This is a genomic window from Stenotrophomonas genospecies 3, from assembly GCF_054473855.1.
Map to the genome: position 1 here is coordinate 159,456 of NZ_JBTMUR010000001.1, position 26,751 is coordinate 186,206.

General features: G+C 66.8%; 17 protein-coding genes and 1 pseudogene. 11 read left to right on the forward strand and 7 right to left on the reverse strand.

The annotated features are described in order from the left end of the window. Window positions 1-9 precede the first annotated feature (9 nt). On the reverse strand, window positions 10-207 hold the full coding sequence (locus tag ACX9OT_RS00690) for a zinc-finger domain-containing protein (protein ID WP_005410967.1): 198 nt from the start codon (window positions 205-207) through the stop codon (window positions 10-12). Between the two features lie 421 nt (window positions 208-628). Between ACX9OT_RS00690 and ACX9OT_RS00695 the strand changes: the two genes are divergently transcribed. Together ACX9OT_RS00695 and ACX9OT_RS00700 are read left to right on the forward strand one after the other, a co-directional pair. Further along, window positions 629-3,973 carry a GH92 family glycosyl hydrolase gene (locus tag ACX9OT_RS00695; protein WP_049460791.1) on the forward strand — a complete coding sequence of 1,115 codons (3,345 nt, stop codon included), beginning with the start codon at window positions 629-631 and terminating at the stop codon, window positions 3,971-3,973. Continuing rightward, window positions 3,970-4,713 (forward strand): basic secretory protein-like protein, encoded by a 744-nt coding sequence (locus ACX9OT_RS00700; protein ID WP_049460793.1) that lies wholly within the window; start codon window positions 3,970-3,972, stop codon window positions 4,711-4,713. Before ACX9OT_RS00695 ends, ACX9OT_RS00700 begins: the two co-directional genes overlap by 4 nt. A 591-nt stretch (window positions 4,714-5,304) precedes the next feature. Here the strand turns inward: ACX9OT_RS00700 and ACX9OT_RS00705 are convergent. After that, complete coding sequence (locus ACX9OT_RS00705) at window positions 5,305-7,596, reverse strand: NADP-dependent malic enzyme (protein WP_049463649.1); 2,292 nt, start codon at window positions 7,594-7,596, stop codon at window positions 5,305-5,307. Window positions 7,597-7,826: 230 nt separating this feature from the next. Beyond that, window positions 7,827-9,170 carry a dicarboxylate/amino acid:cation symporter gene (locus tag ACX9OT_RS00710; protein WP_049398388.1) on the reverse strand — a complete coding sequence of 448 codons (1,344 nt, stop codon included), beginning with the start codon at window positions 9,168-9,170 and terminating at the stop codon, window positions 7,827-7,829. A gap of 332 nt (window positions 9,171-9,502) precedes the next feature. Between ACX9OT_RS00710 and ACX9OT_RS00715 the strand changes: the two genes are divergently transcribed. From ACX9OT_RS00715 to ACX9OT_RS00745, 7 genes and pseudogenes are all read left to right on the forward strand, one after another. Then, window positions 9,503-10,672, forward strand: a complete 1,170-nt coding sequence (locus ACX9OT_RS00715) for an OprO/OprP family phosphate-selective porin (protein ID WP_049463650.1) — start codon at window positions 9,503-9,505, stop codon at window positions 10,670-10,672. 66 nt (window positions 10,673-10,738) lie between these two features. Beyond that, a complete protein-coding gene (locus tag ACX9OT_RS00720; RefSeq protein ID WP_049463651.1) occupies window positions 10,739-13,381 on the forward strand; it encodes a hybrid sensor histidine kinase/response regulator in 2,643 nt (880 codons plus the stop codon). 129 nt (window positions 13,382-13,510) lie between these two features. Next, on the forward strand, window positions 13,511-15,004 hold the full coding sequence (locus tag ACX9OT_RS00725) for a DUF3375 family protein (protein WP_049463652.1): 1,494 nt from the start codon (window positions 13,511-13,513) through the stop codon (window positions 15,002-15,004). Next, the gene (locus tag ACX9OT_RS00730) at window positions 15,001-15,699 is read left to right on the forward strand and encodes a DUF4194 domain-containing protein (RefSeq protein WP_049463653.1); all 699 of its coding nucleotides are present in this window, start codon (window positions 15,001-15,003) and stop codon (window positions 15,697-15,699) included. The genes ACX9OT_RS00725 and ACX9OT_RS00730 overlap by 4 nt, the downstream gene beginning before the upstream one ends. Continuing rightward, window positions 15,696-15,890: pseudogene (locus ACX9OT_RS00735) on the forward strand (ATP-binding protein); the annotation flags it as partial. The gene ACX9OT_RS00730 and the pseudogene ACX9OT_RS00735, both read left to right, overlap by 4 nt. A gap of 327 nt (window positions 15,891-16,217) precedes the next feature. After that, window positions 16,218-18,989 carry an ATP-binding protein gene (locus tag ACX9OT_RS00740; protein WP_279947653.1) on the forward strand — a complete coding sequence of 924 codons (2,772 nt, stop codon included), beginning with the start codon at window positions 16,218-16,220 and terminating at the stop codon, window positions 18,987-18,989. After that, the gene (locus tag ACX9OT_RS00745; RefSeq protein ID WP_065428867.1) at window positions 18,986-20,140 is read left to right on the forward strand and encodes a Wadjet anti-phage system protein JetD domain-containing protein; all 1,155 of its coding nucleotides are present in this window, start codon (window positions 18,986-18,988) and stop codon (window positions 20,138-20,140) included. The genes ACX9OT_RS00740 and ACX9OT_RS00745 overlap by 4 nt, the downstream gene beginning before the upstream one ends. An 8-nt stretch (window positions 20,141-20,148) precedes the next feature. Here the strand turns inward: ACX9OT_RS00745 and ACX9OT_RS00750 are convergent, their stop codons facing one another. Genes ACX9OT_RS00750 through ACX9OT_RS00765 form a run of 4 tightly spaced genes read right to left on the reverse strand, consistent with a single transcriptional unit; the run spans window position 20,149 to window position 23,953 of the window. Beyond that, the gene (locus ACX9OT_RS00750; protein WP_049463669.1) at window positions 20,149-20,799 is read right to left on the reverse strand and encodes a response regulator; all 651 of its coding nucleotides are present in this window, start codon (window positions 20,797-20,799) and stop codon (window positions 20,149-20,151) included. Window positions 20,800-20,827: 28 nt separating this feature from the next. Beyond that, the gene (locus ACX9OT_RS00755; RefSeq protein WP_049463656.1) at window positions 20,828-21,883 is read right to left on the reverse strand and encodes an ABC transporter substrate-binding protein; all 1,056 of its coding nucleotides are present in this window, start codon (window positions 21,881-21,883) and stop codon (window positions 20,828-20,830) included. Continuing rightward, a complete protein-coding gene (locus ACX9OT_RS00760; RefSeq protein ID WP_049421788.1) occupies window positions 21,880-23,271 on the reverse strand; it encodes a sensor histidine kinase in 1,392 nt (463 codons plus the stop codon). Before ACX9OT_RS00760 ends, ACX9OT_RS00755 begins: the two co-directional genes overlap by 4 nt. Further along, on the reverse strand, window positions 23,264-23,953 hold the full coding sequence (locus ACX9OT_RS00765) for a response regulator transcription factor (RefSeq protein ID WP_049463657.1): 690 nt from the start codon (window positions 23,951-23,953) through the stop codon (window positions 23,264-23,266). The genes ACX9OT_RS00760 and ACX9OT_RS00765 overlap by 8 nt, the downstream gene beginning before the upstream one ends. A gap of 242 nt (window positions 23,954-24,195) precedes the next feature. Between ACX9OT_RS00765 and ACX9OT_RS00770 the strand changes: the two genes are divergently transcribed. After that, window positions 24,196-25,335 carry an OprO/OprP family phosphate-selective porin gene (locus ACX9OT_RS00770; protein WP_100437663.1) on the forward strand — a complete coding sequence of 380 codons (1,140 nt, stop codon included), beginning with the start codon at window positions 24,196-24,198 and terminating at the stop codon, window positions 25,333-25,335. A gap of 75 nt (window positions 25,336-25,410) precedes the next feature. Then, entirely contained in the window at window positions 25,411-26,739 is a 1,329-nt protein-coding gene (locus ACX9OT_RS00775; RefSeq protein ID WP_032130486.1) for a CitMHS family transporter, read from the forward strand. The last annotated feature ends 12 nt before the right edge of the window (window positions 26,740-26,751 follow it).

The following is a 26,751-nucleotide window of genomic DNA, read 5'->3' on the forward strand; positions in this document are numbered from 1 at the left end:
GGCGGCCGCTTAGTCGGCCAGCACGAACACGGAACCGCAGTACGGGCACTGCGCTTCGCCGTTGGGCTCGTCTTCGATCGGCAGGTACACGCGCGGATGCGAGTTCCACAGCGCCATTTCCGGGGTCGGGCAGCTCAGCGGCAGATCGCTGCGGTGCACGGTGTAGCGCTTCTCGGCGTTGGCGGGCGCGGTGGCGGTATGGCTCATGGCGGATGTCGATGAACGGGTTGCGAGGCCTGTGATTCTAGCATCTGGGCCGCCCCGACATTGCGCCGCAACGGGTCTTTGCGCGTACCGGGCCGATTCCCTGCGGCCCTGCATGCCACCTCGGGACGGGGTGCCGGTGGAAATTCCCGATCGATCCTGCAGGTTCACGCCGAAAATCCGCCGACAACAATATTTCCCGCATTTGGATCGAACTAAATGGCACTTGTCAGGTTGCCACGGCTGTTGCAGGATCGGGCCAGGTCGTAAACCGGCCCACTCCAATCCGACCCGATCGCATGGCCCGCCCCCACCGGACCGGTATCGCTTCTTCCACTGCCATCCCGGCGGGCGGAGCGATGCTGTCCGTGGTGTCCGCCGATGCGGGTTCTGCCCGCCGCCTGCCCTTCCGGGAGACCCTTGCATGACCCTGTCCGATCCACGCCGCGCCCTGCTTCCGCTCGCCCTGGCCCTGGCCTGTGCGACTACCGCGATGCCGGTGCTGGCACAGGGACTGCAGACCTCGTTCGAACCGGGCCAGCCGGCGCCGGCACCGGCCGCAGGCGCACTGCAGGTCACGATCGGCAACGGCCCTGCTGCGCCTTACGCCGCCAAGCGCAATGCGGGCTACAGCGGCCTGCATGCACTGCGCTACAGCAGCGAAGGCGGCAGCGCGCGGCGCGAACTGTTCAAGGCGGACGTGACCATCGAGGCGGATACCACCCTGTCGTGGTTGGTGCTGCCGGAGATCGTCGGCAAGGACACCGTGGCTTCGACCTATGTGTCTCTGGACCTGCTGCTGGACGATGGCAGTCGGGTTTCGGCCGGCGCTGCGCGTGACCAGCATGGGGTGGCCCTCGGCGCCCGCGCGCAGGGCGACTCGAAGACGCTGTACCCGCAGCAATGGGCGCGCAAGGCGGTGCGGCTGGGCGATGTGCCCGCGCTGAAGGGCCGCCGCGTGGTGGCGATCGAACTGGAGGTGGCCAGTGCCGACGGCGCACCGGTCTCCGGCTGGATTGATGACGTGCGCCTGGCCACCGTGCCACGGCAGCAGCCAGCGCGCGTCTCCGACTGGGTGCTGACCACCCGCGGCACCCAGGCCAACGGCACCTTCTCGCGTGGCAACAATTTCCCGGCCACGGCGGTGCCGCACGGGTTCAACTTCTGGACCCCGGTCACCGATGCCGGTGCGCTGAACTGGCTGTACCGCTGGAACGAGCAGAACGACGCGCAGAACCGTCCGCAGCTGCAGGCGCTTGCGCTGAGCCACCAACCCAGCCCGTGGATGGGCGACCGCCAGACCTTCCAGGTGATGCCATCGGCCAGTCGTGGCGTGCCGGAGGCTGACCGCCGCAAGCGTGCCCTGTCGTTCGACCGCAGCCATGAAAGCGCCCGCCCTTACCGCTACGACGTGCGCTTCGACAACGGCGTCGCGGCTTCGATCGCGCCGACCGACCATGCCGCGCTGTTCCGCTTTGACTTCCCGGAGGACGGCGACGCCAACCTGCTGTTCGACAACGTCGATGCACGTGGCGGCCTGACTCTGGACGCCGCCACGCAGACGCTGTCCAGCTACACCGACACGCGCAGCGGCCTGTCCAACGGCGCCAGCCGCATGTACGTGGTGGCCCGCTTCGACAAGCCGTGGCGCAGCAGTGGGCGCCTCGACACCGGCCGCCCGACCGGCTACATCAAGTTCGATGCCGGCAGCGACCGGCGGGTGACCATGCGCATCGCCACTTCGCTGATCTCGGTGGAGCAGGCACGACACAACCTGGCGCTGGAAATCGCCGCCACCGATACGCTGGAGAGCGTGGCCGGCCGTGCGCAGGATGCATGGGATGCGCGCCTGGCCCGTTTCGACATCGGCGATGCCAGCGACGACCAGAAGACCACGCTGTACTCCAGCCTGTACCGGCTGTTCCTGTACCCCAATTCCGGCCATGAGAACGTGGGCAGCGCCGCCGCACCGGAGTGGCGCTACGCCAACCAGGCCAGCGCCAGCGATGACAACACCGAGGGCAGCGCGACCCGCAGCTATGCCGCCGTGCGCGACGGCAAGGTATTCGTCAACAACGGCTTCTGGGACACCTTCCGCACCACCTGGCCGGCCTATGCGCTGTTCACGCCCGACGATGCCGGGCAGCTGGTGCAGGGCTTCATCGAGCAGTACCGCGCCGGCGGCTGGATCGCACGCTGGTCATCGCCGGGCTACGCTGATCTGATGGTCGGCACCAGCTCCGATGTGGCCTTCGCCGATGCATGGCTGAAGGGCGTCGGCGGTTTCGATCCGGCCGAGGCCTATGCCGCCGCGCTGAAGAACGCGACCGTGGTGCCGCCGGACCGCCATGTCGGCCGCAAGGGCATGAACCGTTCGACCTTCCGCGGCTATGCCAGCGCCGACGTGCACGAAGGCATGTCGTGGACGATGGAAGGCGCACTCAATGACTTTGGCATCGCCAACATGGCCGATGCCCTGGCCAAGCGCGCGACCGCGCCCGCCGCACGCGAGCGCTACAGCACCGAGGCCGACTACTTCCGCCATCGCGCCGCCAGTTACGCGACGATGTTCGATCCGGCGGCAGGCTTCTTCCAGGGCCGCAAGGCCGATGGTCGCTGGCGCGTGGACGCAAAGGCCTACGATCCGCGCGTGTGGGGCCACGACTACACCGAATCCAATGGCTGGACCTTCGCCTTCACCGCCGCCCACGATGGCGAAGGCCTGGCCGCGTTGTATGGCGGCCGCGAAAAGCTGGCGGCGAAGCTGGATACCTTCTTCGCCACACCTGAAACCGCGGACCCGGCACTGGCCGGCTCGTACGGCGGCACCATCCACGAGATGACCGAAGCGCGCGACGTGCGCATGGGCATGTATGCGCACAGCAACCAGCCGGCGCACCACATCCCGTGGATGTACCTGTACGCCGGGCAGCCGTGGAAGACCCAGCAGCACGTGCGCGAGATCCTGTCGCGGTTGTACGTCGGCAGCGAGATCGGCCAGGGCTACCCGGGCGACGAGGACAATGGCGAGACCTCGGCATGGTACGTACTGGCCTCGCTGGGCCTGTACCCGCTGCGCATGGGCGCCCCGGAGTACGTGATCGGCTCGCCGGCATTCGAGCATGCACGGGTGGAGCTGCAGGGTGGCGCGGTGCTGACCGTGAACGCGGCCAACAACTCGCGTGAGAACGTCTACGTGCAGTCGCTGAAGATCAACGGTACGCCGTGGACGAAGACCTGGGTGCCGCACGACCTGATCGCCAAGGGCGCGACCCTCGACTTCGTGATGGGACCCCGCCCCTCGCGCTGGGGCAGCGGCGTGGACGATGTGCCGCGCTCGTTGACCGCGCGCGGCCAGCACCCGCAGCTGCTGCACGACCTGCTCGGCAGCGGCGCGAAGGCGACGCTGGCCGATGGCCGTACCCTGCCCGCGCTGGTCGATGACGATGCCGGCACCACAGTGGGTCTGGGCGCCGGTGCAACCATCGCGCTGACCGGCCTGGCCGAGGGCACCCCGACGATGTACACGCTGACCAGCGGTGACGGCCGCATCCAGGGCGGTGAATGGACGCTGGAGGCGCGCAACGGCGGCGGCAGCTGGGCCGTGCTCGACCAGCGCAGCGGCGAAGACTTCGAATCCGCCCGCCAGACCCGTCCGTTCCGCATCGCCAAACCTGGTCGTTACGGCGAGTACCGCCTGCGCCTGGCGGCACCGGCACGGCTGCCGCTGGCGGAGATCGAACTGCTGGCGGCCGGCACCGTACAATGAGCTGCATGCGCTTCCGTCTACTGCCTCTGGCCCTTGTTGCCCTGTCCTTCTCAAGCTTCGGCCAGACCCAGGCGTTCGATACGCAGCTGACCCGCGACGGCGTGACGCTGAACTACCAGGACGCCCGTGGCGCCCTGGCCGCACCGCAGCGCAAGCGGGTGATCGATACGTTCTTCTTCGCGTACCTGCGCGAACGTGCGGACTTCCATCCCGCTGCGCCGTCAATGGTGCGTATCGTGATCGATCCGGCCTACACCGGCATCGCCTTCGTCGGCGACAAGGACCAGGCAGCGACGATCACCATCAATCCGGGTTGGCTGGAGCAGCATCCGAACGACATCGACCTGGTCACCCATGAGGCGATGCACATCGTGCAGGGGTATCCCGGCTATGGCGATGCACGGGTACCGGGCTGGCTGGTGGAAGGCATCGCCGACTACGCGCGCGACCGCTACGGCATGGACAATGCCGCGGCCGGTTGGGCACTGCCCGGCAAGGTCGAGAAGGGGCAGAACGTGGACAGCGGCTACCGGGTGACCGGTGCGTTCCTGAAGTGGGCGGAGGCGGAACATCCCGGCCTGGTGCTGGCACTGGACAAGGCCCTGCGCGACGGCCGCTATGCACCGGCGCTGTGGCAGAAGCATACCGGCAAGGCACTGCCGGCGCTGTGGGCGCAGTACGCCAAGCCGCGTTCGGACGCACCACCGCCGGCGCCGGCACGGCGCGGCAAGCGGCACTGACACCCACGCACCGCACGTTCGCCGGGCATTGCCCGGCGCTACCGCATTGCTGCCTCAGCGCGACTGCACGAAACCTGCGTAGAGCGCGAACAGCTGCTGGAAATACCGCCGGGTCACTCGATTGCGCATGACACTTTCGCCGATGGGGAGGTGGTCGGGCCCAGGGTGGGAAGGCCGGTCCGGTCCCTTCCCACGGCCGGGCCGCGTGGGCGTATTGGGCCGCAATGGCGTTGCAGGGAAATGACCGGGTTGCGTAGCGCGTGTGGCACAGCCCGGAGGTAGAGCCGGCCGCTGGCCGGCTGCCGTCGTGCGCCTGGACATCATCGGGGTTGCCGGCCAGCGGCCGGCACTACCCGTTTCCGCTTTGCGGAAACAGAAACGCGCAGCGACCGCGGCGATTGCGAAATGACCGGGTTGCGTAGCGCGTGCGGCACAGCCCGGAGGTAGAGCCGGCCGCTGGCCGGCTGCCGTTGTGCGCCTGAACATCATTGGGGGTTGCCGGCCAGCGGCCGGCACTACCCGTTTCCGCTTTGCGGAAACAGAAACGCGCCCCGGGGGGCGCGCTTCTGCAGCTGACGCTGGAAAGAAGGCTTACGCCTTCTTTTCCGCTTCCAGCTGCTTGCGGATCTGCGCATCCACCGCCGCAATGGCGGTCATGTTCAGGATCCTGCGCGAGGTCGCGCTGGTGGTCAGGATATGCACCGGCTTGTTCACGCCCATCAGGATCGGGCCGATCGCCACGCCGTCGGTGAACACACGCACCAGGTTGTAGGCGATGTTGGCCGCTTCCAGGTTCGGCAGCACGAACAGGTTGGCTCGACCCTGCAGGGTCGAGCCCGGCAGCAGCTTCTGGCGCAGCGCTTCGTCCCACGCGGTGTCGCCCTGCATCTCGCCGTCCACGTTCAGACGCGGGTTGCGCTTGAGCAGCAGCTCGCGTACCTGGCGCATCTTCAGCGCGTCCTTCGAATCGTGGCTGCCGAAGTTGGAGTGCGACAGCAGCGCCACCTTCGGCTCGATGCCGAACAGCTTCATGCGGTAGGCCGCCTGCAGGGTCGCTTCGCACAGCTGCTCGGCGGTCGGGTCTTCCTGCACGTGGGTATCGACGAAGAAGAACACGCCCTGCTGGTTGATCACGCCGGTCATCGCCGAGGTCGAGGTGACCTTCGGCTCCAGCGGCAGCACGCTGCGCACGTAACCCAGCTTCTTGTGGAAGCGGCCGACGATGCCGGTCAGCATCGCATCGGCTTCGCCACGGGCCACCATCACTGCAGCGATCAGGGTCGGGCGCGAACGCATCAGGTTCTTCGCCGCGGCCACGGTCACGCCACGACGGCCGGTCAGGCCGTGGTAGTACTGCCAGTACTCGTTGAAGCGCGGGTCGTCGTTGATGTTGGTGACTTCAACGTTCTCGCCGATCCTCAGGCGCAGGCCGAGGCGCTCGATGCGCGACTCGATCACTTCCGGGCGACCGATCAGGATCGGGTGCGCCAGGCCGTCATCGACCACGTTCTGCACCGCCTGCAGCACCACTTCCTCTTCGCCCTCGGCATACACAACGCGCTGCTTGTCGCTGCGCGCGCGGTCGTAGACCGGCTTCATCATCAGGCTGGTGCGGTAGACGAACTGGGCCAGCTTGTCGCGGTAAGCGCCCATGTCGTCGATCGGGCGCGAGGCCACGCCCGAGTCCATCGCGGCCTGGGCCACGGCGGCCGACAGCTCCACCAGCAGGCGGCGGTCGAACGGGCGCGGGATCAGGTATTCACGGCCGAAGCTCGGCGTCTCGCCACCGTAGGCCGAGCCCATGTCGGTGGCCGCACGACGCGCCAGCGCCGCAATGGCGCGCACGCAGGCGATCTTCATTTCCTCGTTGATCGCGGTCGCGCCCACGTCCAGCGCACCACGGAACAGGTACGGGAAGCACAGCACGTTGTTGACCTGGTTCGGGTAGTCCGAACGGCCGGTGCCGATGATCGCATCCGGACGGGCGGCGCGCGCCAGTTCCGGCATGATTTCCGGAGTCGGGTTGGCCAGCGCGAAGATCACCGGATCCGGCGCCATGGTCTTGACCATGTCGGCAGTCAGGATGCCCGGCGCCGACAGGCCCAGGAAGATGTCCGCGCCGTCGACGATCTCGGCCAGGGTGCGCTTGTCGGTGTCGCGCGCATAGCGCTGCTTTTCCGGGTCCAGGTCGGTACGACCGGTGTGGATCACGCCCTCGCGGTCGAAGGCCAGGATGTTCTCCGGCTTCAGGCCCAGCTGCACCAGCATGTTCACGCAGGAAATGCCGGCCGCGCCCATGCCCGTGGTCGCCAGCTTCACTTCCTCGATCTTCTTGCCGGTGATCGCCATGGCGTTGAGCACCGCTGCGCCGACGATGATCGCCGTGCCGTGCTGGTCGTCATGGAACACCGGGATCTTCATGCGCTCGCGCAGCTTGCGCTCGACCACGAAGCATTCCGGCGCCTTGATGTCTTCCAGGTTGATGCCGCCGAAGGTCGGCTCCAGCGAGGCGATGATGTCGACCAGCTTGTCCGGGTCGGTTTCATCCACTTCGATGTCGAACACATCGATGCCGGCGAACTTCTGGAACAGCACACCCTTGCCTTCCATCACCGGCTTGCCGGCCAGCGCGCCGATGTTGCCCAGGCCCAGCACCGCGGTGCCGTTGGAGATCACCGCCACCAGGTTGCCGCGGGCGGTCAGCTCGCTGGCCTGCTGCGGGTCGGCCTTGATCGCTTCACAGGCGTACGCCACGCCCGGCGAATACGCCAGCGACAGGTCGCGCTGGGTCAGCATGGGCTTGGTAGCGGAAACCTTGATCTTTCCCGGCGGGGACATCCGGTGGTAATCGAGGGCGGCCTGTTTGAAATCTTCGTTGGACATCGATGTGGGTTACATGAATGGGCAGAAGGGACAGGGGATGATACCCCCGTTGGAGCGTCTGGACCTGTCGCTATCCTGTCGCAGGCATGCTGCGACCGCACAATTCCGTGCCGTATGCGACGGTACCGCGACACCTGCTTCGGTGCGTCCCATGACAGCCATGGGACGCCTTGAAACGCCGCGGGGCCGTACCACTGTCGTGATCGGCCCCGCGGTACCACACACTTGGATCAGCCCCTGGCCGGCAGCGCCTCGGGCACGGCATCGATCAGCGGCGGCAGTTCGCTTTCGCGGCCGTCCAGCGCCAGCTTCAGGCGGTTGCGGTCCAGCGCCCCCTCCCAGCGCGAGACCACCACCGTGGCCACGGCATTGCCGATGAAGTTGGTCAGCGAGCGGCATTCGCTCATGAAGCGGTCCACGCCCAGGATCAGCGCCATGCCGGCCACCGGCACCTCCGGCACCACGGCCAAGGTGGCGGCCAGGGTGATGAAGCCGGCGCCGGTGACGCCGGCCGCGCCCTTGGAGCTGAGCATGGCGACCAGCAGCAGGGCAATCTGATGGCCCAGGGTCAGTTCGGTGTTGGTGGCCTGGGCGATGAACAGCGCCGCCAGGGTCATGTAGATGTTGGTGCCGTCCAGGTTGAACGAGTAGCCGGTCGGGACCACCAGGCCCACCACCGACTTGCTGCAGCCGGCGCGTTCCATCTTCTCCATCAGCGACGGCAGCGCCGACTCCGACGAGGAGGTGCCCAGCACCAGCAGCAGTTCGGCCTTCAGGTAGCGCGCCAGCTTGAACACCGAGAAGCCGCACAGGCGGCAGACCAGGCCCAGGATGACCGCCACGAACAGGAAGGCGGTGAGGTAGAACGAACCCACCAGCCAGGCCAGGTTGATCAGCGAGCCAACGCCGTACTTGCCGATGGTGAAGGCGATTGCGCCGAAGGCACCGATCGGCGCGGCCTTCATCAGGATGTGGACCAGCTTGAACACCGGGGCGACCAGCGCCTCCAGGAAGTTCACGATCGGCTTGCCCTTCTCGCCCACCGATGCCAGCGCGATGCCGAACAGCACGGCCACGAACAGCACCTGCAGGATGTTGCCATCGACGAACGCGCTGAGCAGCGTCTTCGGGATGATGTCCATCAGGAAGCCGACCAGGGTCAGGTCATGCGACTTCTCGACGTAGCTGTGCACCGCGGTCTGGTCCAGCTCGGCCGGGTTGATGTTCATGCCGGCGCCGGGCTGCACCACGTGCGCCACGATCATGCCGACGATCAGCGCCAGCGTGGAGAAGAACAGGAAGTACGCCATCGCCTTGGCGAATACGCGGCCCACCGTGCGCAGGTGGGTCATGCCGGCGATGCCGGTGACGATGGTCAGGAAGATCACCGGTGCGATGATCATCTTCACCAGGTTGATGAAGGCATCGCCGAGCGGCTTCATCTTCTCGCCGATCAACGGTTCGTAGTGGCCGAGGATGGCGCCCAGGACGATCGCCACGATCACCTGGAAGTACAGCTGGCGATAGATCGGCAACGGCTTTGCAGGCACCGGTGCTGCGGTCGGGATGTGCATGGCGGACTCCGGAAGGGGCGTTTTCAGGCACGTACGGCCCCGGGACTGCACGGGAACCGTTACCGTGGAAACTGACCGCAGGCCCTGTGCAGCACGCGCAGGGGGTGCGACCAATGGACGCCTTTGTACGCGCCGGGCACGCTGGCGCAGATAACCTATTGGTACTAGCCCCCCGGTTCAGGTGGCCGCGGTGCCTACACTGGCGCCGCACCGCCCGATCACGGGGAGGCCGGTGGCCCGAGCTGAACGGCCGGGCGCGTCATTGCGAAAGTTCCGGCCCTTGCGGCCGTTGTTGTCCTGTCCACACGCAATCTGAGAGAGCCGCACCCAACATGCGCCCGATTCCCACCTTGCTGGCCCTGTCGCTGGCCGCGCTTCCCGCCTTCGCTTCGGCTGCCGATTTCGACAACTGGCCGACCAAGTACGCCTTCGGCGACGGCACCGAGCTGGCCGCTACCGCCAACATCGCCTACGACTACAACGATTTCTCCTCGGGCAGTGGCCTTGAGGACGACGACGCCGTGCGCCGCAAGGAGTTCGGAGCGACGCTGAAGAAGAAGGGCGTCTACGACGCGATGGTCTATTACGACTTCCAGTCCGATACCTGGCTGGACGTGTTCGTGCGCTTCGAAAGCAAGGCCTTCTTCGGCCGCGACATCGGCCGCTTCCGCTTCGGCTACATGAAGACCCCGGTCGGCCTGGACGCGAACACGTCCTCGCGCGCCGGCAGCTTCCTGGAAACCGCACTGCCGGTGCAGGCCTTCTACGCTGGCCGCCGCACGGGTGTGGAATGGGTGCTTGAGCGCCCGCAGTACCTGCTGCAGGCCGGCGCCTATGGCGGCAAGGACCTGCAGGGTGACAACCCGGGCACCACCCAGGCCGTGCGTGCGGTGTGGACCCCGGTGAAGGCGCCGGGTGACGTGATCCACCTGGGCCTGGCCTACTCGCAGGAAAATCCGCGCGGTTACAGCGATGGCCGCGACGTGCACCACGAGGCCAGCGCGCGCCTGCGCGCACGTCCGGAAGCCGGCCTGACCGACATCCGCTATGTCGATTCCGGCGCGCTGGTCACCGCCGACCAGATCCGCCGCACCGGCCTGGAAGGCATCTGGATCCGCGGCCCGTTCTCGCTGCAGGCCGAAGCCCTGCGCGCCACGGTCACCCGCAATGACGGCAAGCCCGACTACACCGGCAGCGGCCAGTACGCGATGGCGAGCTGGGTGCTGACCGGCGAATCGCGCCCGTACAACGCCGGTGCGGTGGCCAACATCAAGCCGGCGCACGACTACGGCGCGGTGGAACTGGTGGCCCGTTACAGCCGCATGGACCTCGACGATGGCAGCATCCTCGGCGGCCGCCAGCACGACCTCACTCTGGGTGCGAACTGGTACCTGACCAGCCACTTCAAGTTCCAGGCCAACTACGTCAAGGTCGACGCCAGCCGTCGCGGCGTGCACAGCACGCCGGAGATCTTCGAACTGCGCGCGCAGATGCACTTCTGACCCCTTCCACGTCAGATCCCGGCGGGCGTGTACGCCACGCCCGCCGGCCCTGCGTAGACTGCCGCCATGTACTGGCTCAGCCGCCACCGGATGCTGTTGCTGACCATCGCGGTGATGGTCGGCGGCACCGTGCTGTGTGCGGTCGCCGCCGGCCACTACGCCTGGCGGCGCGCCCTCGGCGAGGAAAGCAGCCAGGTACAACGCCAGCTGCAGTTGTATGGCCAGGGCCTGCAGCAGCGCATCGACCGCTTCGGCACCTTGCCGCAGGTACTGGCACTGGATCCGGATCTGCTGCACGCGCTGCGCGTACCGCCCTCGCCCACCGAACGGCAGCGGCTGAACCTCAAGCTGCAACGCGCCAATGAAGTCACCCGTGCCTCGACCCTGACCCTGGTCGGCCACGATGGCGTGGCGGTGGCGGCGAGCAACTGGGACCAGCCGACCACCAACGTCGGTGAGAACTACAGCTATCGTCCCTATTACCGCCAGGCGCTGGCCCAGGGCCGCGGCCGCTTCTACGGCATCGGCATGACCACCGGCGTGCCCGGCTACTACCTGTCGCAGGCCATCGAGGAAGACGGCAAGCGGCTCGGCGTGGTGGTGATCAAGGTCGAGCTGTCGGCACTGGAGCAGGAGTGGCTGAGCAGCCCTGACGTGGTGCTGGCCAGCGACGACCACGACGTGGTGTTCCTGGCCAACCGTGACAGCTGGCGCTACCGCCTGCTGCGCCCACTGGGCGCCGATGAGCGCCGCGAGATGCTGGACGCCCGCCAGTACGCCGATCGCACCCTGCAGCCACTGCGCGCACGTACCGAGGATGTACTGGCCGATGGCGGCCGCATGGTGCGCCTGCTGGATCCGGCATTGCCGCAGCCGATGCTGTGGCAGAGCCTTGCGCTGCCGGCCGAAGACTGGAACCTGCACCTGCTGCACGACGCCAGTGCCGCCACCGCCGCCGGCCGTGCGGCCGCGCTTACCGGAGGTGCTGCGTGGCTGGCGCTGGGCTTCCTGGTGCTGTTCGTGCAGCAGCGCCGGCGCCTGGCCAAGCATCGCCTGCGCAGCCGCCGCGAGCTGGAAACCCTGCTCAAGCAGCATGCACAGGAACTGCGCACCGCACAGGATGGCCTGCTGCAGGCCGCCACCGATGCCGACAGCGGCCTAAGCCGCAGCCTTGAACACCTGCCGCAGGGCGTGGTGGTGATCGACCGGGACCTGCGTCTGGTCGCATGGAATTCGCGCTACCTGGAACTGTTCCGTTTCCCGCTGGACCTGGTGCGCGTGGGGCGGCCCATCGAGGAACTGTTCCGCTTCAACGCACGCCGTGGCCTGCTCGGTCCCGGCCCGGTCGACGAGGCCATCGAGCGTCGCCTCAACCACCTGCGCAGCGGCCGTCCGCACATGCGCGAAAGTGAGAAGGACGACGGTACGGTGCTGGAGATACGCGGCAACCCGCTGCCCGACGGCGGTTTCGTCACCAGCTACGCCGACATCACCAGCTACAAGAATGCTGCACGCGAACTGCGCTCGCTGGCCGATGCACTGGAACACCGCATCGCCGAACGTACCCACGACCTGGACGAAGCACGCCGCGAGGCCGAACAGGCCAACCGCTACAAGACCCGCTTCGTCGCCTCGGCCGTGCACGACTTGCTGCAACCGCTCAACGCAGCGCGCATGTTCGTCTCGGTGCTGCGCGGCAAGCTGAGCGACCCGGCGCAGCAGCAGACCAGCGATCACATCGACGCTGCATTGGCCGCGCAGGATGCGATCCTCAACAGTCTGCTGGATATCGCGCGGCTGGAATCGGGCAGCCTGCCGACCCGTGTGCAGGCGTTCCGGCTCGGGCCGCTGCTGCAGACACTGGCGCGCGAATTCGGCATCGCCGCGCAGTCACGTGGCCTGGTGGTGGACTGGGTCGATACCGATGCGGTGGTGGTCAGCGATGAAGCGCTGCTGCGCCGCATCCTGCAGAATTTCCTGTCCAACGCGCTGCGCTACAGCGAGCGCGGTCGCGTGCTTCTGGGCTGCCGTCGCCGCGAAGGCCTGCTGTGGATCGAAGTGCACGACCAGGGCCCCGGCATTCCCGATGCGCTGCAGGGCGAGATCTTCGAGGAATTCCGCCGCCTGCACGACGGCCAGCAGCGCGGTGCGGGCCTTGGCCTGGCCATCGTCGACCGCATCGGCCGCCTGCTCGGACATCCGATCCGGCTGCGCTCGCAGCTGGGCCAGGGCAGCGTGTTCGCCGTGGGCGTGCCGTTCGGCGACGCGGGCGCGATTCCCGCCACCGCGCCCGCCCCGGTGCTGGCGCAGGAACCGGCGGCGGACAACCCGCTGCGAGGGCGCCGGGTGTGGGTGATCGATGACGATCCGCACGTGTGCGCGGCCAGCCGCGCGCTGCTGGAGCGCTGGGGCTGCGAGGTGCTGCTGGCCGATGGCCCGCAGGCCGCACTGCAGTTGGCCACGACGGCAACCGTGCCAGAGCTGGTGCTGCTGGACGTGCGCATGGGCGATCACCACGGGCCGGTGCTGTACGAGACATTGGCAGAGCTGTGGCGGGCCCGGCCACCAGTGGTGCTGGTCACCGCCGAGCGCGATGCGGGATTGCGTGAGATGGCCGCCGAGCGTGGCTGGGGAATGATTGCCAAGCCGGTGAAACCGCCGGCGCTGCGGGCGCTGATGAGTCAGTTGCTGGTGCGGTATCGCGGGTGACAGTTGTCACCTTTGGAATGGCGGCACACACGATGGGGATCCGCTTACCGGATGCGCTTGAGGCCACATGCTGGCCCCTCGCGGCAAGGCGTGGCACTGTAGCAAGGCATTCCACCTGCTTGATGCACCATGATCAACGGCCCTCGCGAACGTCTTGAACGCTATCTGCTGGCACGTTCTCGGCATCCAGCGTGGCAGATCGTCGCTGCACGCCGGGCACCACTGATGCTCAGCTGCCTGCAGACGCTGTTCGAGGGCAGTTCGGACGGCGTTCCGGTCGAGGACGCGCAGACGGCCCTGGCCGACCTGTTCAGCGCCCACGCCGGCAACAGCGAACTGGACATCCAAGGGGATCCCGCAGCAGTCGCACGGCGTGAACTACGCGACTGGATTCGGCGCTCGCTGGTGATTGAACGCGAGAGTCGGCTGCACGCCACCGATGCACTGGAAAGCGCGCTTCGCTTCATCGGTTCATTGGAAGGACGGATCATGACCTCCACGGCCTCGCGCTTGGCGGTAGTGCAGCGCGAGATCGAGCATCTGGATGCGCGATTGAATAGCGACCCGGAAGCCCGCGCGATACAATTGCGTCAGCAGATCAAAACACTGCAGGATGAACTGACACGCGCCGAGGCCGGGCATGTCGAAGTGGCCAGCGCACAGGAAGCCAGCGAGGCGATCCGTGAACTGTACACCCTCGCCGTCGGCCTGCGCGCAGACTTCCGGCGCGTGGAAGACTCCTGGCGCGAGGCCGATCAGCGTCTGCGTCACGACATCGTCGCCGAAGGCAATCATCGCGGCGCGATCCTGCAGACCTTCCTGGATGGCCATGACGAACTCCTCCAGACTCCAGAAGGACGGGTATTCCAGACCTTCCACCTGCAACTGCGCGATGACGTCGAATTGCATGCCATGCAGCGGCGCCTGCGCAGGATCCTGGAGCACGAGGGCGCGCGCAATGCCCTGAATCCACCACAGGAAACCGAACTGCGACTACTGGTGTTGCGCCTGGTGAAGGAATCAGCCGTCGTGATCCGCACTCGCTCGCGCAGCGAGCGCGATGTTCGTGGGTTCCTGCGCACCGGCGTGGCCGCCGAACACAACCGCGTGGGCCAGTTGCTGAATGACGTGTTCCAAGCGGCGCAGCATGTCGATTGGTCGCGCCAGTCCGAACGACGCGCTCACTCGCCGTTGCCTCCAATCGCCTTCTCCTGCGGTGGTCTGCCCTTAGTCGAGCGCCTGCGCTGCAAGGACCTGGATACAGAAACGCGCCGCGAGCTGGCGCTGGAGCGCCGCGCCGCCGACATCACCGAGGTAGAACCGGACTTCTGGGACGCGCTTGATGGCCTCGATCGGGAAGCACTGGTGCACGACACACTCGACTGGGTTCGCGAGGCCGGCACACCGGTGTCGCTTGTCGAACTGGCTGCGGCACTACCGCCCACGCATGATCTGGAGAGCCTGGCGGTATGGATCGGCATGGCACGCGAAGCCGCCAGTGACTTCACTGGCGACACCGAGCAGCTGAATGTGCTGGCCCGCGATGGTGGCACGCTGCGCTTCACAGTGCCGCACGTCCGGCTGGATCCGGATGCCTTGAACGACTTCGCGTGGGAACCATGACTCAAGCATCCAGCTCATTCCCGTTTTCCGATAGCGAGGCTCTGATGCCCTCCGTTCCCGATCCGACCCCAGCGCCGTCGACCACACTCCCCTTGGACACGCTGGTGCGGCAAGCTCTGCTTGAACTGCTCCGCCACGGCCTTGTGGACGGTGCAAAGCCCAATCTGTACCAGATTGTGCTGAGCCAGGCGGATACCATCCGTGCGGTGCTGGCCAACCTCGACCTCGACGTCCGCATCGATGACATCCGTGGACTGGCCTATCTGGTCGTGGCCGATGGCGGCGATGACTTGGATGAGTGGTCACACCCGCTGGTACGCAAGCAGCGTCTAACCCTGGAACAGTCGCTGCTGGTGGCGATCCTGCGCCAGCAGTTCATTGCCCACGAAATTGAGTCGGGCGTCGGCGCCCTCCCCCCACAGCTGGATATCGATGACCTGCTGCCGCATCTGCAGGCCTACCTGGGTTTCCTCGGCAGCGACCAGCAGGAGCGCAAGCGGCTGTTGGCACTACTGGAACAACTCAAAGGCCATGGATTGGTATCGGACATCGACGAGCAGGAACGCGTCACCATCCGTCCGATCATTGTCCACCTTGCCAACCCGGAAAACCTGCAGGCCCTGCTGCAGGCCATGAGCGACGCTGCCGATCGCGCGGGTGAATCCGCTGACAACAATGCGCGGGAGGAGGCATGAGCGACTCATCCCTGCTGCCCAGCAGCGTCCTGACCGATCTGGACCTGTACAACTGGGGGCCATTCGAAGGGCGCCACAGCGCATGCATGGACCTGGCCGGCACCGCCATCATAGGCCCGACGGGCAGTGGCAAGACCACCCTGATCGACGCGCTGATGACGCTGCTGGTGGCCGCGCCCCGATATAACCTTGCCTCCACTGGCGGACACGAGAGTGACCGCGATCTGGTGTCCTATGTACGGGGTGTGTCTGGTGCCGGCAACGACAGCAGCGATACCGCCCACATCGGTCGCCCGGGCGCCGTGGTCAGCGCGATCGCTGCGCGATTCAGCGACGGTGCGTCCACCGTCCGCGTCGGCGCCGTGTTCTGGTTCGATGGCACCAGTTCTGCGCTGGCCGACCTGAAAAGGCGCTGGCTGTTCTGCCTCTCCGACGAACCCGGACTGGACGCCTGGCTGGAAGCACATCGCGATGGCAGCGCACGAGGCCTGAAGGAACTGGAACGCCAGGTCCCAGGCGTGAAGGTCTATGAAACAAAGCAGACGTTCCTGTCCCGGCTGCGCAGCCATTTCGAGGTGGGTGAGAACGCCTTTTCGCTGCTCAACCGTGCCGCCGGACTCAAGCAGCTCAACAGCATCGACGAGGTGTTCCGCGAACTGGTGTTGGATGACCGTTCCGGCTTCGAAGGCGCGCGCGCGGTGGCGGACGAGTTCACGGTGCTGGTTGGCATCCGCGCCGAACTGGAAACCGCGCGCCGGCAGCGCGACGCGCTGCTGCCGGTGGAGCGCACCTGGAAGGACTACCAGGCGGTGCAGGCCGAGAACCAAGCGGCCCAGGAACTGCAGTCGCTGCTGCCGGTTTGGTATGCGGAGCGTAGGCACGACCTGTGGTCAGCATGGTTGACAGAGCTGCAGCAGCAGCGCACGGAGGTGCAACGGCAGCAACAGCAGGCCGAGCAGGACATCGCGCAGGCGCGCGAGCGGGAAACCCAGCTGCAGGCCATCTACATTGGCAGTGGCGGCGCCCAACTGGAAGTGCTCCGGCAACGCATCGACGCACAGCAGGTGCTGTTGGACCAGAAGCGCGAGCGGGCCGCACACTACCGTCAGATCGCCGCCGGACTGGATCTCCCGGTCCCTACGGATGATGCGACATGGCATGACAACCAACGAGCGCTGGCCGAACTGCGCGACGTCCAGACACAGGCATCCCAGCAACAGCGCAGTGCCGCTTGGGAGGCCGGCGCACGCTGGCAGGCGCTGGACAACGACCGGCAGAGGCTGGCCGCCGAACTGGCGCAGGCACGCCGCCATACCACGTCCAATGTCCCGGTAGCCCAGCAGATGTTTCGCCTCGAGATGGCCAATCATCTGCAACTGGACGAGAACGACCTTCCCTTTCTAGCCGAACAGGTGCAGGTCCTACCTGAGCATGCGCAATGGCGCGGCGCGATCGAGCGTGCCTTGGGCAGCGACCGCCTGCGCCTGATCGTGCCCGCGGCACGATTCGCGCAGGCCTTGGCCTGGATCAACAGCCGGGACAACAAGCTACATGTGCGCCTGCTAGATGCGCAACCATCCGCACGGGCACCCTCGTTCTTCGCTGACGGGTTCGCGCGCATGCTGGAGTACGCCCCCGGCCCGCACCGCGACGCCGTGAAGGCCTTGGTCTCAGGAAAGGATCGCCATTGCGTAGCCGACACACAGGCGCTACACCGCACAGCACATGCGATGACCGTGCAGGGCGGTCTCTCCGGAAGTGGCGGACGATTCGAAAAACAGGACCAGAAGCCACTGGACCGCGACTGGATGACCGGTTTCGATAACCGTGACCGGGTGCAGCAGCTGGAGCGATCAGTGCGCGAAAATGCCGAGGACACTGCCAGGGCAGACACTATAAAGCACGACGCGGTCCAGTGTGCCGAGACCACCGAGCGTGGCCTGCAGCTGATCACCCAGTTGCAAGCGATGCGTCTGGAGGACTTCGATCATGGCCGGATTGAACAGGAACTGCAGCACCTGATTTCCCAGCTGCAAGAGCTGACGTCCCCCAGCTCCAAGATTGAACACGCGCGCCTGGCCCTGGAAGCAGCCCAGGCGCATACGCGGATGAAGCTGGATGAACGCGCGGCCTTGACCGCCTCATCCGCGCAGTTCGAGAAGGACATCGCCGCAGCTGCGCAGCAGATGGACGCAGCTCGCACCAGTATCCAGGCGCCACTGGACAGTCAGCAACGGCAACGTGCAGCTGCTTACTTCACCGCTCCCCTGGCTGCCGATCCACACGCGTTGGATGCCCAGGAGCGTGTCGCCAGCCAGCGTATGGCCGATGAGGTCAAACGCAGTTCGACACGCCTGAACACCCTGACCCAGGCGCTCCTGCGCGAGCTGGCCGCCGCCAAGGCGCAAGATACCGGTGCGCTGAGCGAGGCCGGGATCAGCGTGGAGGATGTTCCGGCCTATCGCGCCCGATTGACCACCTTGGTGGAAGAAGCCCTGCCCGAGCGGCTGAGCCGCTTCCTGGACTACCTGAACCAGTCCTCCGACCAGGGCGTCACTCAACTCCTCAGCCAAGTGGACATCGAAGTTGCACAGATCGAAGAGCGCATCCACGCGCTCAATACCACGCTGTGCCGGGTCGACTTCCAGCAGGACCGCTATCTGCAACTTGAGCCCCAGCGCGTGGAGCACGAGTCATTACGCACATTGCAGAAGGCACGGCAGTACCTGCGAGCGGCACAGTTGAAGGACGACGAAGGCGAAGCCCACTATGAAGCGTTGGCGCAGGTCGTCGCGCTGCTGCGCGACGCCGCCGAACGGCGCAAGACCCAGGGCGCGCTGGCTCTGCTCGACCCGCGCTACCGCCTGCGTTTCGCAGTGCTGGTCTGCGAGCGCGGCAGCGGACGCATCATTGAAAAGCGGACCAGTTCCCAAGGAGGCAGCGGTGGTGAGAAAGAGATCATCGCCAGTTACGTACTGACGGCATCGCTGAGCTACGCACTGTGCCCATTGGGCAATGAACGCCCTCTGTTCGCCACCGTGGTGCTGGACGAAGCGTTCTCCAAGAGCTCGCACGCGGTGGCCGGCCGCATTGTGCGGGCACTTCACGAATTCGGCCTGCACCCGTTGTTCGTTACCCCGAACAAGGAACTTCGCCTGCTGCGCAACCATACGCGTTCGGCCATCGTGGTCCACCGGCGGGGCCGCCAATCGACCCTGACATCGCTGAGTTGGCAGGCGCTGGAGGATCACGCCCAGGTACGGCGGGCCGCAGAGTCCCTCCGCAGATGAAAACGCCTGAACAGATTAGCCTCTTGCTGGCGCGCCAGTGGGAAAAAGCGCAGGCCCGCGTGGACCTGACACTTGATGCCGCCGCGTGGCCACGGATCGTAGAGATCCCGCAACCCACGCCACTGCAGCTGGAACGGGACACCTCCGTCGTGCGTGCGCATCTCCAGCACTGGCGTAGCGTTGCTGTAGGCCACGTACGCTGGCAGCCACGCCGCTACCGCAGCGTCGCATCTGCCATCGAGCTGCCGGTCGCGTGGGAGTTCGCCAGCCTGCAGGAATGGGCGGCGGCGGCCGGCGCCGACGTCCAGCTCCAAGCGCAGCGGTTGCAGTTCCTGCAGCAGCATGCTCCCCAGGATATGCGCGGGCTGCTGGCGCGCCGCCGCGCCCTATGGCGCGAACGCAGCGACGAAGACGTAGTTCGCGCGTGCGCGGTGGCGGCACTGCTAACCCCGGGTATCGCCCAAGGGCAGCCACTACGGTCGCTGGCCCTCGGCGGCATGGACACGAAGTTCCTCGAACGCCACCAGGGCCTGGTCACTGCCCTGCTCGACCAGCGCTTCGACAACCAGGCCAGTGCGCAGGGCCTGGCTGCCTTCCTCGGTGGCCAGGACTGCGGCGAACACTGGCTGCGGGTGGTGCCGCTGACAGCGGGGCTGCTGCCCTTCGACCAGATCCGGGTGCGAGCCAGTGAGCTGATGCACGCGCCGCTGCCCGGCACACGGCTGCTGCTGGTCGAAAACGAGCACTGCGTTCACTTGCTGCCGGCACTGACCGATACCGTGGCTGTGCTCGGTTCAGGCCTGGATCTGGGGTGGCTACAGGCTCCCTGGCTGCGTGGCCGCGCAGTGTGCTATTGGGGAGACATGGACAGCTGGGGCCTGCTGATGCTGGGCCGCGCGCGCCTGCACCTGCCGGAACTGCAGCGCGTACTGATGGACCGCCCCATGTTCGATCGCTACTGCGCAGCACTGGCAGTGAAGGAGCCGGTTCCCACCGATTCCACCCCACCCTTGGGACTGGACCAAGACGAGCAGGCGTTCCATCGCCATCTACTCATGCAACCGAAGGGGCGGATCGAACAAGAGCTTCTGCCCCGCGAGGCTGTGCTGTTGGCATTGCAGGCCTGGGGAGCGACGCACGGGGCGCAGTGATCGGTGTGTTACAGCCTCCCGCCGGCGTCGCCCTCGGGCTCCAGCGCCTTCACCAGCACCGCCGCCTGCGTGCGGCTATGGCATTCGAGCTTCTTCAGGATCGCGGTGACATGCACCTTCACCGTGTTCTCCGCCAGCCCCAGCGTATAGGCGATCTGCTTGTTGAGCAGGCCATCGGCCAGGCACAGCAGCACGCGGAACTGCTGCGGGGTCAGCTGCGCCAGGCGGCTGGCCAGCAGGGCGTCGGCCTCGGAGCGTTCGGCGGCCATCGCCGGGAACCACAAGCCGCCATCAAGGACCGCCTGCACCGCCTCGCCAATGGTCTCGGCCGGGGCCGACTTCGGGATGAAACCGGCGGCACCGAACTGCTGGGCGCGGCGAATCACACGGGGGTGGTCGTTGGACGAGAGGATCACCACCGGGATGTCCGGATGCGAGCCGCGCACGTGCAGCAGCGCGGAAAAGCCGTGCGCGCCGGGCATGGTCAGGTCGAGCAGCACCAGGTCCACGTCCGGGTGCGCGTCGAGGGCTTCGGCCAATGCCTCGGCGCTGGCGACCTCGCGCACCTGCGCCAGCGGCAGGCTCTGCCGCAATGACTGCACCACCGCCGAACGCAGCAGCGGGTGGTCATCGGCGATCAGGATGGTGTATTCGCTCATGCCGCCATTGTACGGGCAGGCCGTCGCCTCAGCGCCCTGCCGGCTCCACGCTGCTGCGCCAGGCATCGAGGAACTGGCGGCGCTTGAGTGCATCCAGGTACACCAGCAGGCCCGGGCCCAGCTGGATCGGGCGGCGGCTGCGGCCGGGCGCATCGTCGCCACGTGCGCTGCCGGTGACGATCGGCATCAGCCGTGCCTCGCGTGACAGCACCTGCTGGCCACGCGGCGACAACAGGTAGTCGAGGAAGCGCCGGGCTTCTTCCGGGTGTGGGCCGGTGCGTGGAATCACCGCGGTACGCAGTACCACCAGCGTGTAGTCCTCAGGCTCCACAATCGCCAGCGGAGCACCCGCGTCGATGCGCGCCTGCGCGTAAGAGCCGAGCACGTTGTAGACCAGCGACAGCTGTCCGCTGGCCACCTTGTCCAGCAGCACGCCGGTGCGCTCCTCGCGCACCACGTCGTTGTCGCCCAGCGCGCCCAGCAGCGCACCGGCGATGCTGCCACGCTGCGCATCCTGCGTTGACAGCAGGTAGCCGACGCTGCTGCGTTCGATGTCATAGGTGCCGACCCTGCCGCGCAGCGGTGCGCCTTCGGCGCGCAACCGGTCCAGCAGTTGCCGGCGCGTGTGCGGCACCTTCGCCGACGGCAGTGCACGGGTGTTGTAGACCATCACCACCGGCTCGTAGCTGATGCCGAATGCCTCGTTGCGCCACTGCGCCCAGGCCGGCAGCGCGGCGGTCTGAGCGGAGCGGTGCGGCAGTGCATGACCATCGTTGACCAGCTTGGTCTGCAGGTCCATGCCACTGGAGATCAGCAGGTCCGGCGATGCCGGTCCGCCGCGGTCGTGCAGGTACCGCGCGTACAGGTCCTGGGTGATGATGTCCTCGTACACCACTTCGGTGCCCGGGTGCAGCCGCTGGTAGTCGGCGATGACCACCGCGAACACTTCGATGTCGGTGGTGCCGTGGATGCGCAGCTGCGCCGTGGTCTTTGCCTGTGCGGGAAAACGGCGCACATCGCCGGGCGCGGCCAGCACCGGCAGGGCCAACAGCAGGGCAACGGCGGTGGCGAACAGGCGGATCATGAACTGCTCCGGGGCAGGCGGATGGTAGCGATCAAACCACCCTGCGGACGGTTGCTGAGATCGATGCGGCCGCCATGGCTGTCGACCACGCGCTTGACGATGGCCAGGCCCAGCCCGGCGCCGCCGGACGGCGCGCCCTCGCCACGGGCGAAGCGCTCGAACACGCGTTCGGCATCAGCGGCGGCAATGCCGGCACCGTGGTCGGCGATGGTCAGCACGGCCTGCCCGCCTTCCACGGTCAATGCGATCTGCAACGGACCGTCGCCGCCGTACTTGAGTGCATTGTCGACCAGGTTCTTGATCGCCTCGCGCAGCAGCAGCGCATCGCCATGCACCTGTACCGGCTCGGCGGTCATCGCCAGCTGCACGCGCGGCGCCGGGCCGGCCTGCGGCAGCGCTTCATGCAGGGCCTGGTGCACGGTCTCGGCCAGATCCACTGCAGCAAAGCGCTGCAGATGCGAACGATGGATCACGCTGGCATCGCTGAGCAACTGATTCAACAACCGGCTCATGTGGGTGGCGTTGCGCTCGATCGCCTGCAGGCTGCGCCGCATGTCTTCGGGATCGTCGTCATCCAGCGCCAGCTGTGCCTGCGCACGCAATGCCGCCAACGGCGTGCGCATCTGGTGCGCGGCCTCGGCCATGAACGCACGCAAGGTCTCGTTGCTGCTGGACAGGCGTTCCATGAAGCGGTTCAACGCCGCCACCATCTGGTCCATCTCGCGCGGTACACGGGCATCCAGCGGCTTCAGGTCAGAGGGCTCGCGGCGTGACAGCTCGCGTTCCACCCGCACCAATGGCCGGAATGCGCGATGCACGCCAAAGGCCACCAGCGCCAGCAGCAGGCCGGACAGCACACCGATCGCCAGCAGTGCGCGGTTGACCATGTCCTGCGCGACCGCTTCACGCGCACGCCGGGTCTGGCCGACCTGCACCTGTACTTCGCCCTGCGCCGAGGCGGCGGCGAAACTGCGGCCGACCACCACGAAGCGCACGGTCTCGCCACTGTACGCCGCATCAAACAGCTGCGGTTGCGTGCCGGGCCGGCGCGGCGGCGCCGGCAGGTCGCCATAGCCGGTGATCAGGTTGCCACGGCTGTCGGCGACCCGATAGAACACGCGGTCTTCCGGGGCCATCGCCAGCAGGTCCAGCGCCGCATAGGGCAGATCGACCTGCCATTGGCCATCGACCAGGGCCACCGAATCGGCAATGGACAACGCCGAGGACACCAACAGGTGATCGTAGGAACGGTTGGCGGCGCGCTGGCCATAGCCGCGCGCGGCAAACAGCAGAGCCACCGCGAACACCGCCAGCAACGCGCCGAGGTAGAGCAGCAGCGTGCGCCGCAGCGAGCCCGGTGCGGCGTTCGCGGTCCGCGCGTCAGCCATCGGCGTCGGCGCTGTCATCACTGGCTTCCAGCAGGTAGCCAACGCCGCGCACCGTGGTGATGCGCAGCGGTGCACCTGCCAGCTTCTTTCTCAGGCGCCCCACATACAGCTCGATGGCATTCGGGCCGGCTTCATCGTCGAAGCCGAACAGGCCATTGCCTATCTCATCCTTGCCGACCACCTGGCCGAGGCGGCCGACCAGGATCTCCAGCAGCCGGTACTCGCGGTTCGGCAGTTCGATCGGTTCGCCGTCGAGGCTGACCCGGTGCGCGGCATTGTCGAACTGGAAGCCACCGATCTGCACCACTTCGCTGGCCTGGCCGCGCGCGCGTCGCAGCAGCACGCGGCAGCGCGCTTCGAACTCGCGGAAATCGAACGGCTTGCCCAGGTAATCGTCGGCGCCGACGTCCAGCGCCTGCACACGGTCTTCGATGCCGTCGCGCGCGGTCAGCATCAGCACCGGTGTGCTGTCGCCGCGCTCGCGCATGCCGGCCAGCACGCGCAGGCCATCGAGCTTGGGCAGGCCGATATCCAGAACCACCAGGTCGAAGCTCTGGTAGCGCAGCACGCTGGCGGCCGCCAGGCCATCGGCCTGCCAGTCCACGGCGTGCCCACTGCGGCGCATGCGGCGGATGATCGCATCGGCCAGATCCGGGTTGTCTTCGACCAGCAGCAGGCGCATGGGCACGGGGGTGGGAGGGGAAACGAATGCTACCGCATGCCGCCGCCGCGCTTGCCGGGCGTGGCCCAGTGAGCGCAGTGGCCGGTTTTACGCTGCACCGCACAATCCGTTGACAGGACGATGACAGCTACGGCAACCCAGACTGCGGCCGCGCACCGTCCGGTGCCCACGATTGCCGCGCGCCTGGCGCGCACCTGGGAGGGTTTGTGGAATTCACGTTTGCCTGGCGGCGCCCTGCCGCCATGATGGCGCTGGCTGCCCTGTCGGCGCCGGCCTTTGCCGCCGAAGACGATCGTCCGGTCACGGCTTCGCTCGGAGGCCGCCTGCACCTGGACTTCGCCACCTTCGACAACGACAACCGCGGTACGCCGAACAAGGATGACACCGAGATCCGCCGTGCCTGGGTCGATGTGTCCGGCAAGTTCTTCGTGGTCGACTACAAGCTGGAAGCCGATTTCTCCGGCGACCGCGTCGAGGCCAAGGACGTGTACCTGGCACGCAGCTTCGGCAAGGCCGGCAAGCTCACCGTGGGCCAGTTCAAGCAGTACTTCTCGCTGGATGACCGCACCAGCTCCAACTACGGCAGCTTCCTGGAGCGCGGCAACGCCGGCACCACGCTGGCGCCGCTGTACCGCCTGGGTGCATCGTGGCAGGCCAGTCCAGGTGACTTCACCTGGGCGGCCAGCATCTACAGCCTGGAAAGCATCGACGCCTGGCAGGTGAAGGGCCGCGCCGCCGGTGGCCGCGTCACCTGGGCGCCCTCGCCCAGCGATGGCGACGTGCTGCACCTGGGCCTGTCGCTGGCCCGTGAGGCCTACGACAACCCCGGCGCCAATGGCGTGCCTGGCCTGCGCATCCGCCCGCGCCCGGCCGGCCACCTGTCCGACGAGAGCCGCCTGACCCTGGTCGACTTCTCCGCTGGCCGCGATACCGACGTCAACAAGTGGTCGCTGGAATACGCGCAGGTGCGCGGCCCGCTGTCGTGGCAGGGCGAGTTCAGTGGTGCCACCTTCGATGACGGCGCGCAGCGCGGTGACGTGATGGCCGCCTACGGCATGCTCAGCTGGTTCGTCACCGGCGAAAGCCGCGCCTACGACCGCAAAACCGGCCGCTTCGCGCGGGTGAAGGACATCCGCCACAAGGCCGGTGCCTTCGAAGTGGCACTGCGCTACGACCAGATGTGGGGCGCACAGCACCTCGACGGTGCAGCCGACCTGCGCCGCGGCAGCACCGAAGCGTGGACGCTGGGTGGCAACTGGTACCTGCGCGACAACCTGCGCTTCATGCTCAACGTGATCGAAAGCCGCAACCGCGACCGCCTGGCCGGGGTCACGGTGGACCGCACGCGCGCGGTCACCGGGCGCCTGCAGTACGACTTCTAAGCCCGACATTCCGGGTATTCCGCCCGGGCCCCTTCCACTCCCCCACGTCCTGTTTTCGCAAGGAGTCCGCAGATGATGCTGAGCATCCTCGGCTTTGGCATGGTCATTACGTTCATGTACTTGATCATGAGCAAACGCCTGTCGCCGCTCGTCGCCCTGATCACCATCCCCATCCTGTTCGCGCTGATCGGCGGCTTCGGCGCCAACATCGACGAGATGATGCTGGAGGGCATCAAGAAGATCGCGCCGACCGGCGTGATGCTGATGTTCGCCATCCTCTACTTCGGGGTGATGATCGACGCCGGCCTGTTCGATCCGCTGGTGCGGGTGATCCTGCGCTTCGTGAAGGGCGATCCGATGAAGATCGTGCTCGGCACCGCGGTGCTGGCGATGCTGATCTCGCTGGACGGTGATGGCTCGACCACCTACATGATCACCGTCTCGGCGATGCTGCCGCTGTACCAGCGGCTGGGCATGAACGCACTGAACATGACCTGCGTGACCATCCTCGCCGGCGGCGTGATGAACCTGACCCCGTGGGGCGGCCCGACCGCCCGCGCGGCCACCGCGCTGCACGTGGACCCCGCCGATGTGTTCGTGCCGCTGATCCCGTCGATGGTGATCGCCTGTGCCGGCGTGCTGCTGCTGGCCTGGTACCTGGGCCTGAAGGAACGCCGTCGCCTCGGCGTGGTGACCCTGCCCAAGGGTGGCAGCTGGATGGACAACAGCGTGTCCGACGACAGCAACCCGCTGCCGACCGTGGAAGACGCCGAGGACATCAAGCGTCCGAAGCTGCTGTGGGTCAACCTGGCCCTGACCGTGGCGCTGATGACGGCGCTGATCATCGGCGTGCTGCCGATGCCGGTGCTGTTCATGGTCGGCTTCGCCATCGCCCTGGTGATCAACTACCCGAACCTGGCCGAACAGCGCCGCCGCGTAGTCAACCACGCCGGCAACGTGCTGTCGGTGGTGTCGCTGATCTTCGCCGCAGGCATCTTCACCGGCATCCTCAACAACACCGGCATGGTCGAAGCGATGTCGCACAGCTTCCTGGCGGTGATCCCGGAATCGTGGGGCCCGTACCTGGCGGTGATCACCGCAGTAGCGTCGATGCCGTTCACCTTCTTCATGTCCAACGACGCGTTCTACTTCGGCGTGCTGCCGATCCTGTCCGAGGCCGCCGGCAACTACGGCATCACCCCGGTGGAGATGGCGCGCGCCTCGCTGGCCGGCCAGCCGGTGCACCTGCTCAGCCCGCTGGTGCCGTCCACCTACCTGCTGGTGGGCCTGGCCAAGGTCGAGTTCGCCGACCACCAGAAGTTCACCCTGAAGTGGGCCATCGCCATCTCGATGCTGCTGATGGTCGGCAGCCTGCTGTTCGGCCTGTACCCGCTCGCGGCCTGATCCCTTACCAAA

Excerpts from the sequence above, each read along its gene's own strand:
- ACX9OT_RS00750 (WP_049463669.1), bottom strand. The coding sequence starts at position 20,799 with ATGAGCGAATACACCATCCTGATCGCCGATGACCACCCGCTGCTGCGT.
- ACX9OT_RS00705 (WP_049463649.1), bottom strand. The coding sequence starts at position 7,596 with ATGTCCAACGAAGATTTCAAACAGGCCGCCCTCGATTACCACCGGATG.
- ACX9OT_RS00715 (WP_049463650.1), top strand. The coding sequence starts at position 9,503 with ATGCGCCCGATTCCCACCTTGCTGGCCCTGTCGCTGGCCGCGCTTCCC.
- ACX9OT_RS00775 (WP_032130486.1), top strand. The coding sequence starts at position 25,411 with ATGCTGAGCATCCTCGGCTTTGGCATGGTCATTACGTTCATGTACTTG.
- ACX9OT_RS00725 (WP_049463652.1), top strand. The coding sequence starts at position 13,511 with ATGATCAACGGCCCTCGCGAACGTCTTGAACGCTATCTGCTGGCACGT.
- ACX9OT_RS00695 (WP_049460791.1), top strand. The coding sequence starts at position 629 with ATGACCCTGTCCGATCCACGCCGCGCCCTGCTTCCGCTCGCCCTGGCC.
- ACX9OT_RS00710 (WP_049398388.1), bottom strand. The coding sequence starts at position 9,170 with ATGCACATCCCGACCGCAGCACCGGTGCCTGCAAAGCCGTTGCCGATC.
- ACX9OT_RS00760 (WP_049421788.1), bottom strand. The coding sequence starts at position 23,271 with ATGGCTGACGCGCGGACCGCGAACGCCGCACCGGGCTCGCTGCGGCGC.
- ACX9OT_RS00745 (WP_065428867.1), top strand. The coding sequence starts at position 18,986 with ATGAAAACGCCTGAACAGATTAGCCTCTTGCTGGCGCGCCAGTGGGAA.
- ACX9OT_RS00720 (WP_049463651.1), top strand. The coding sequence starts at position 10,739 with ATGTACTGGCTCAGCCGCCACCGGATGCTGTTGCTGACCATCGCGGTG.
- ACX9OT_RS00755 (WP_049463656.1), bottom strand. The coding sequence starts at position 21,883 with ATGATCCGCCTGTTCGCCACCGCCGTTGCCCTGCTGTTGGCCCTGCCG.
- ACX9OT_RS00690 (WP_005410967.1), bottom strand. The coding sequence starts at position 207 with ATGAGCCATACCGCCACCGCGCCCGCCAACGCCGAGAAGCGCTACACC.
- ACX9OT_RS00770 (WP_100437663.1), top strand. The coding sequence starts at position 24,196 with ATGATGGCGCTGGCTGCCCTGTCGGCGCCGGCCTTTGCCGCCGAAGAC.
- ACX9OT_RS00730 (WP_049463653.1), top strand. The coding sequence starts at position 15,001 with ATGACTCAAGCATCCAGCTCATTCCCGTTTTCCGATAGCGAGGCTCTG.
- ACX9OT_RS00765 (WP_049463657.1), bottom strand. The coding sequence starts at position 23,953 with ATGCGCCTGCTGCTGGTCGAAGACAACCCGGATCTGGCCGATGCGATC.
- ACX9OT_RS00700 (WP_049460793.1), top strand. The coding sequence starts at position 3,970 with ATGAGCTGCATGCGCTTCCGTCTACTGCCTCTGGCCCTTGTTGCCCTG.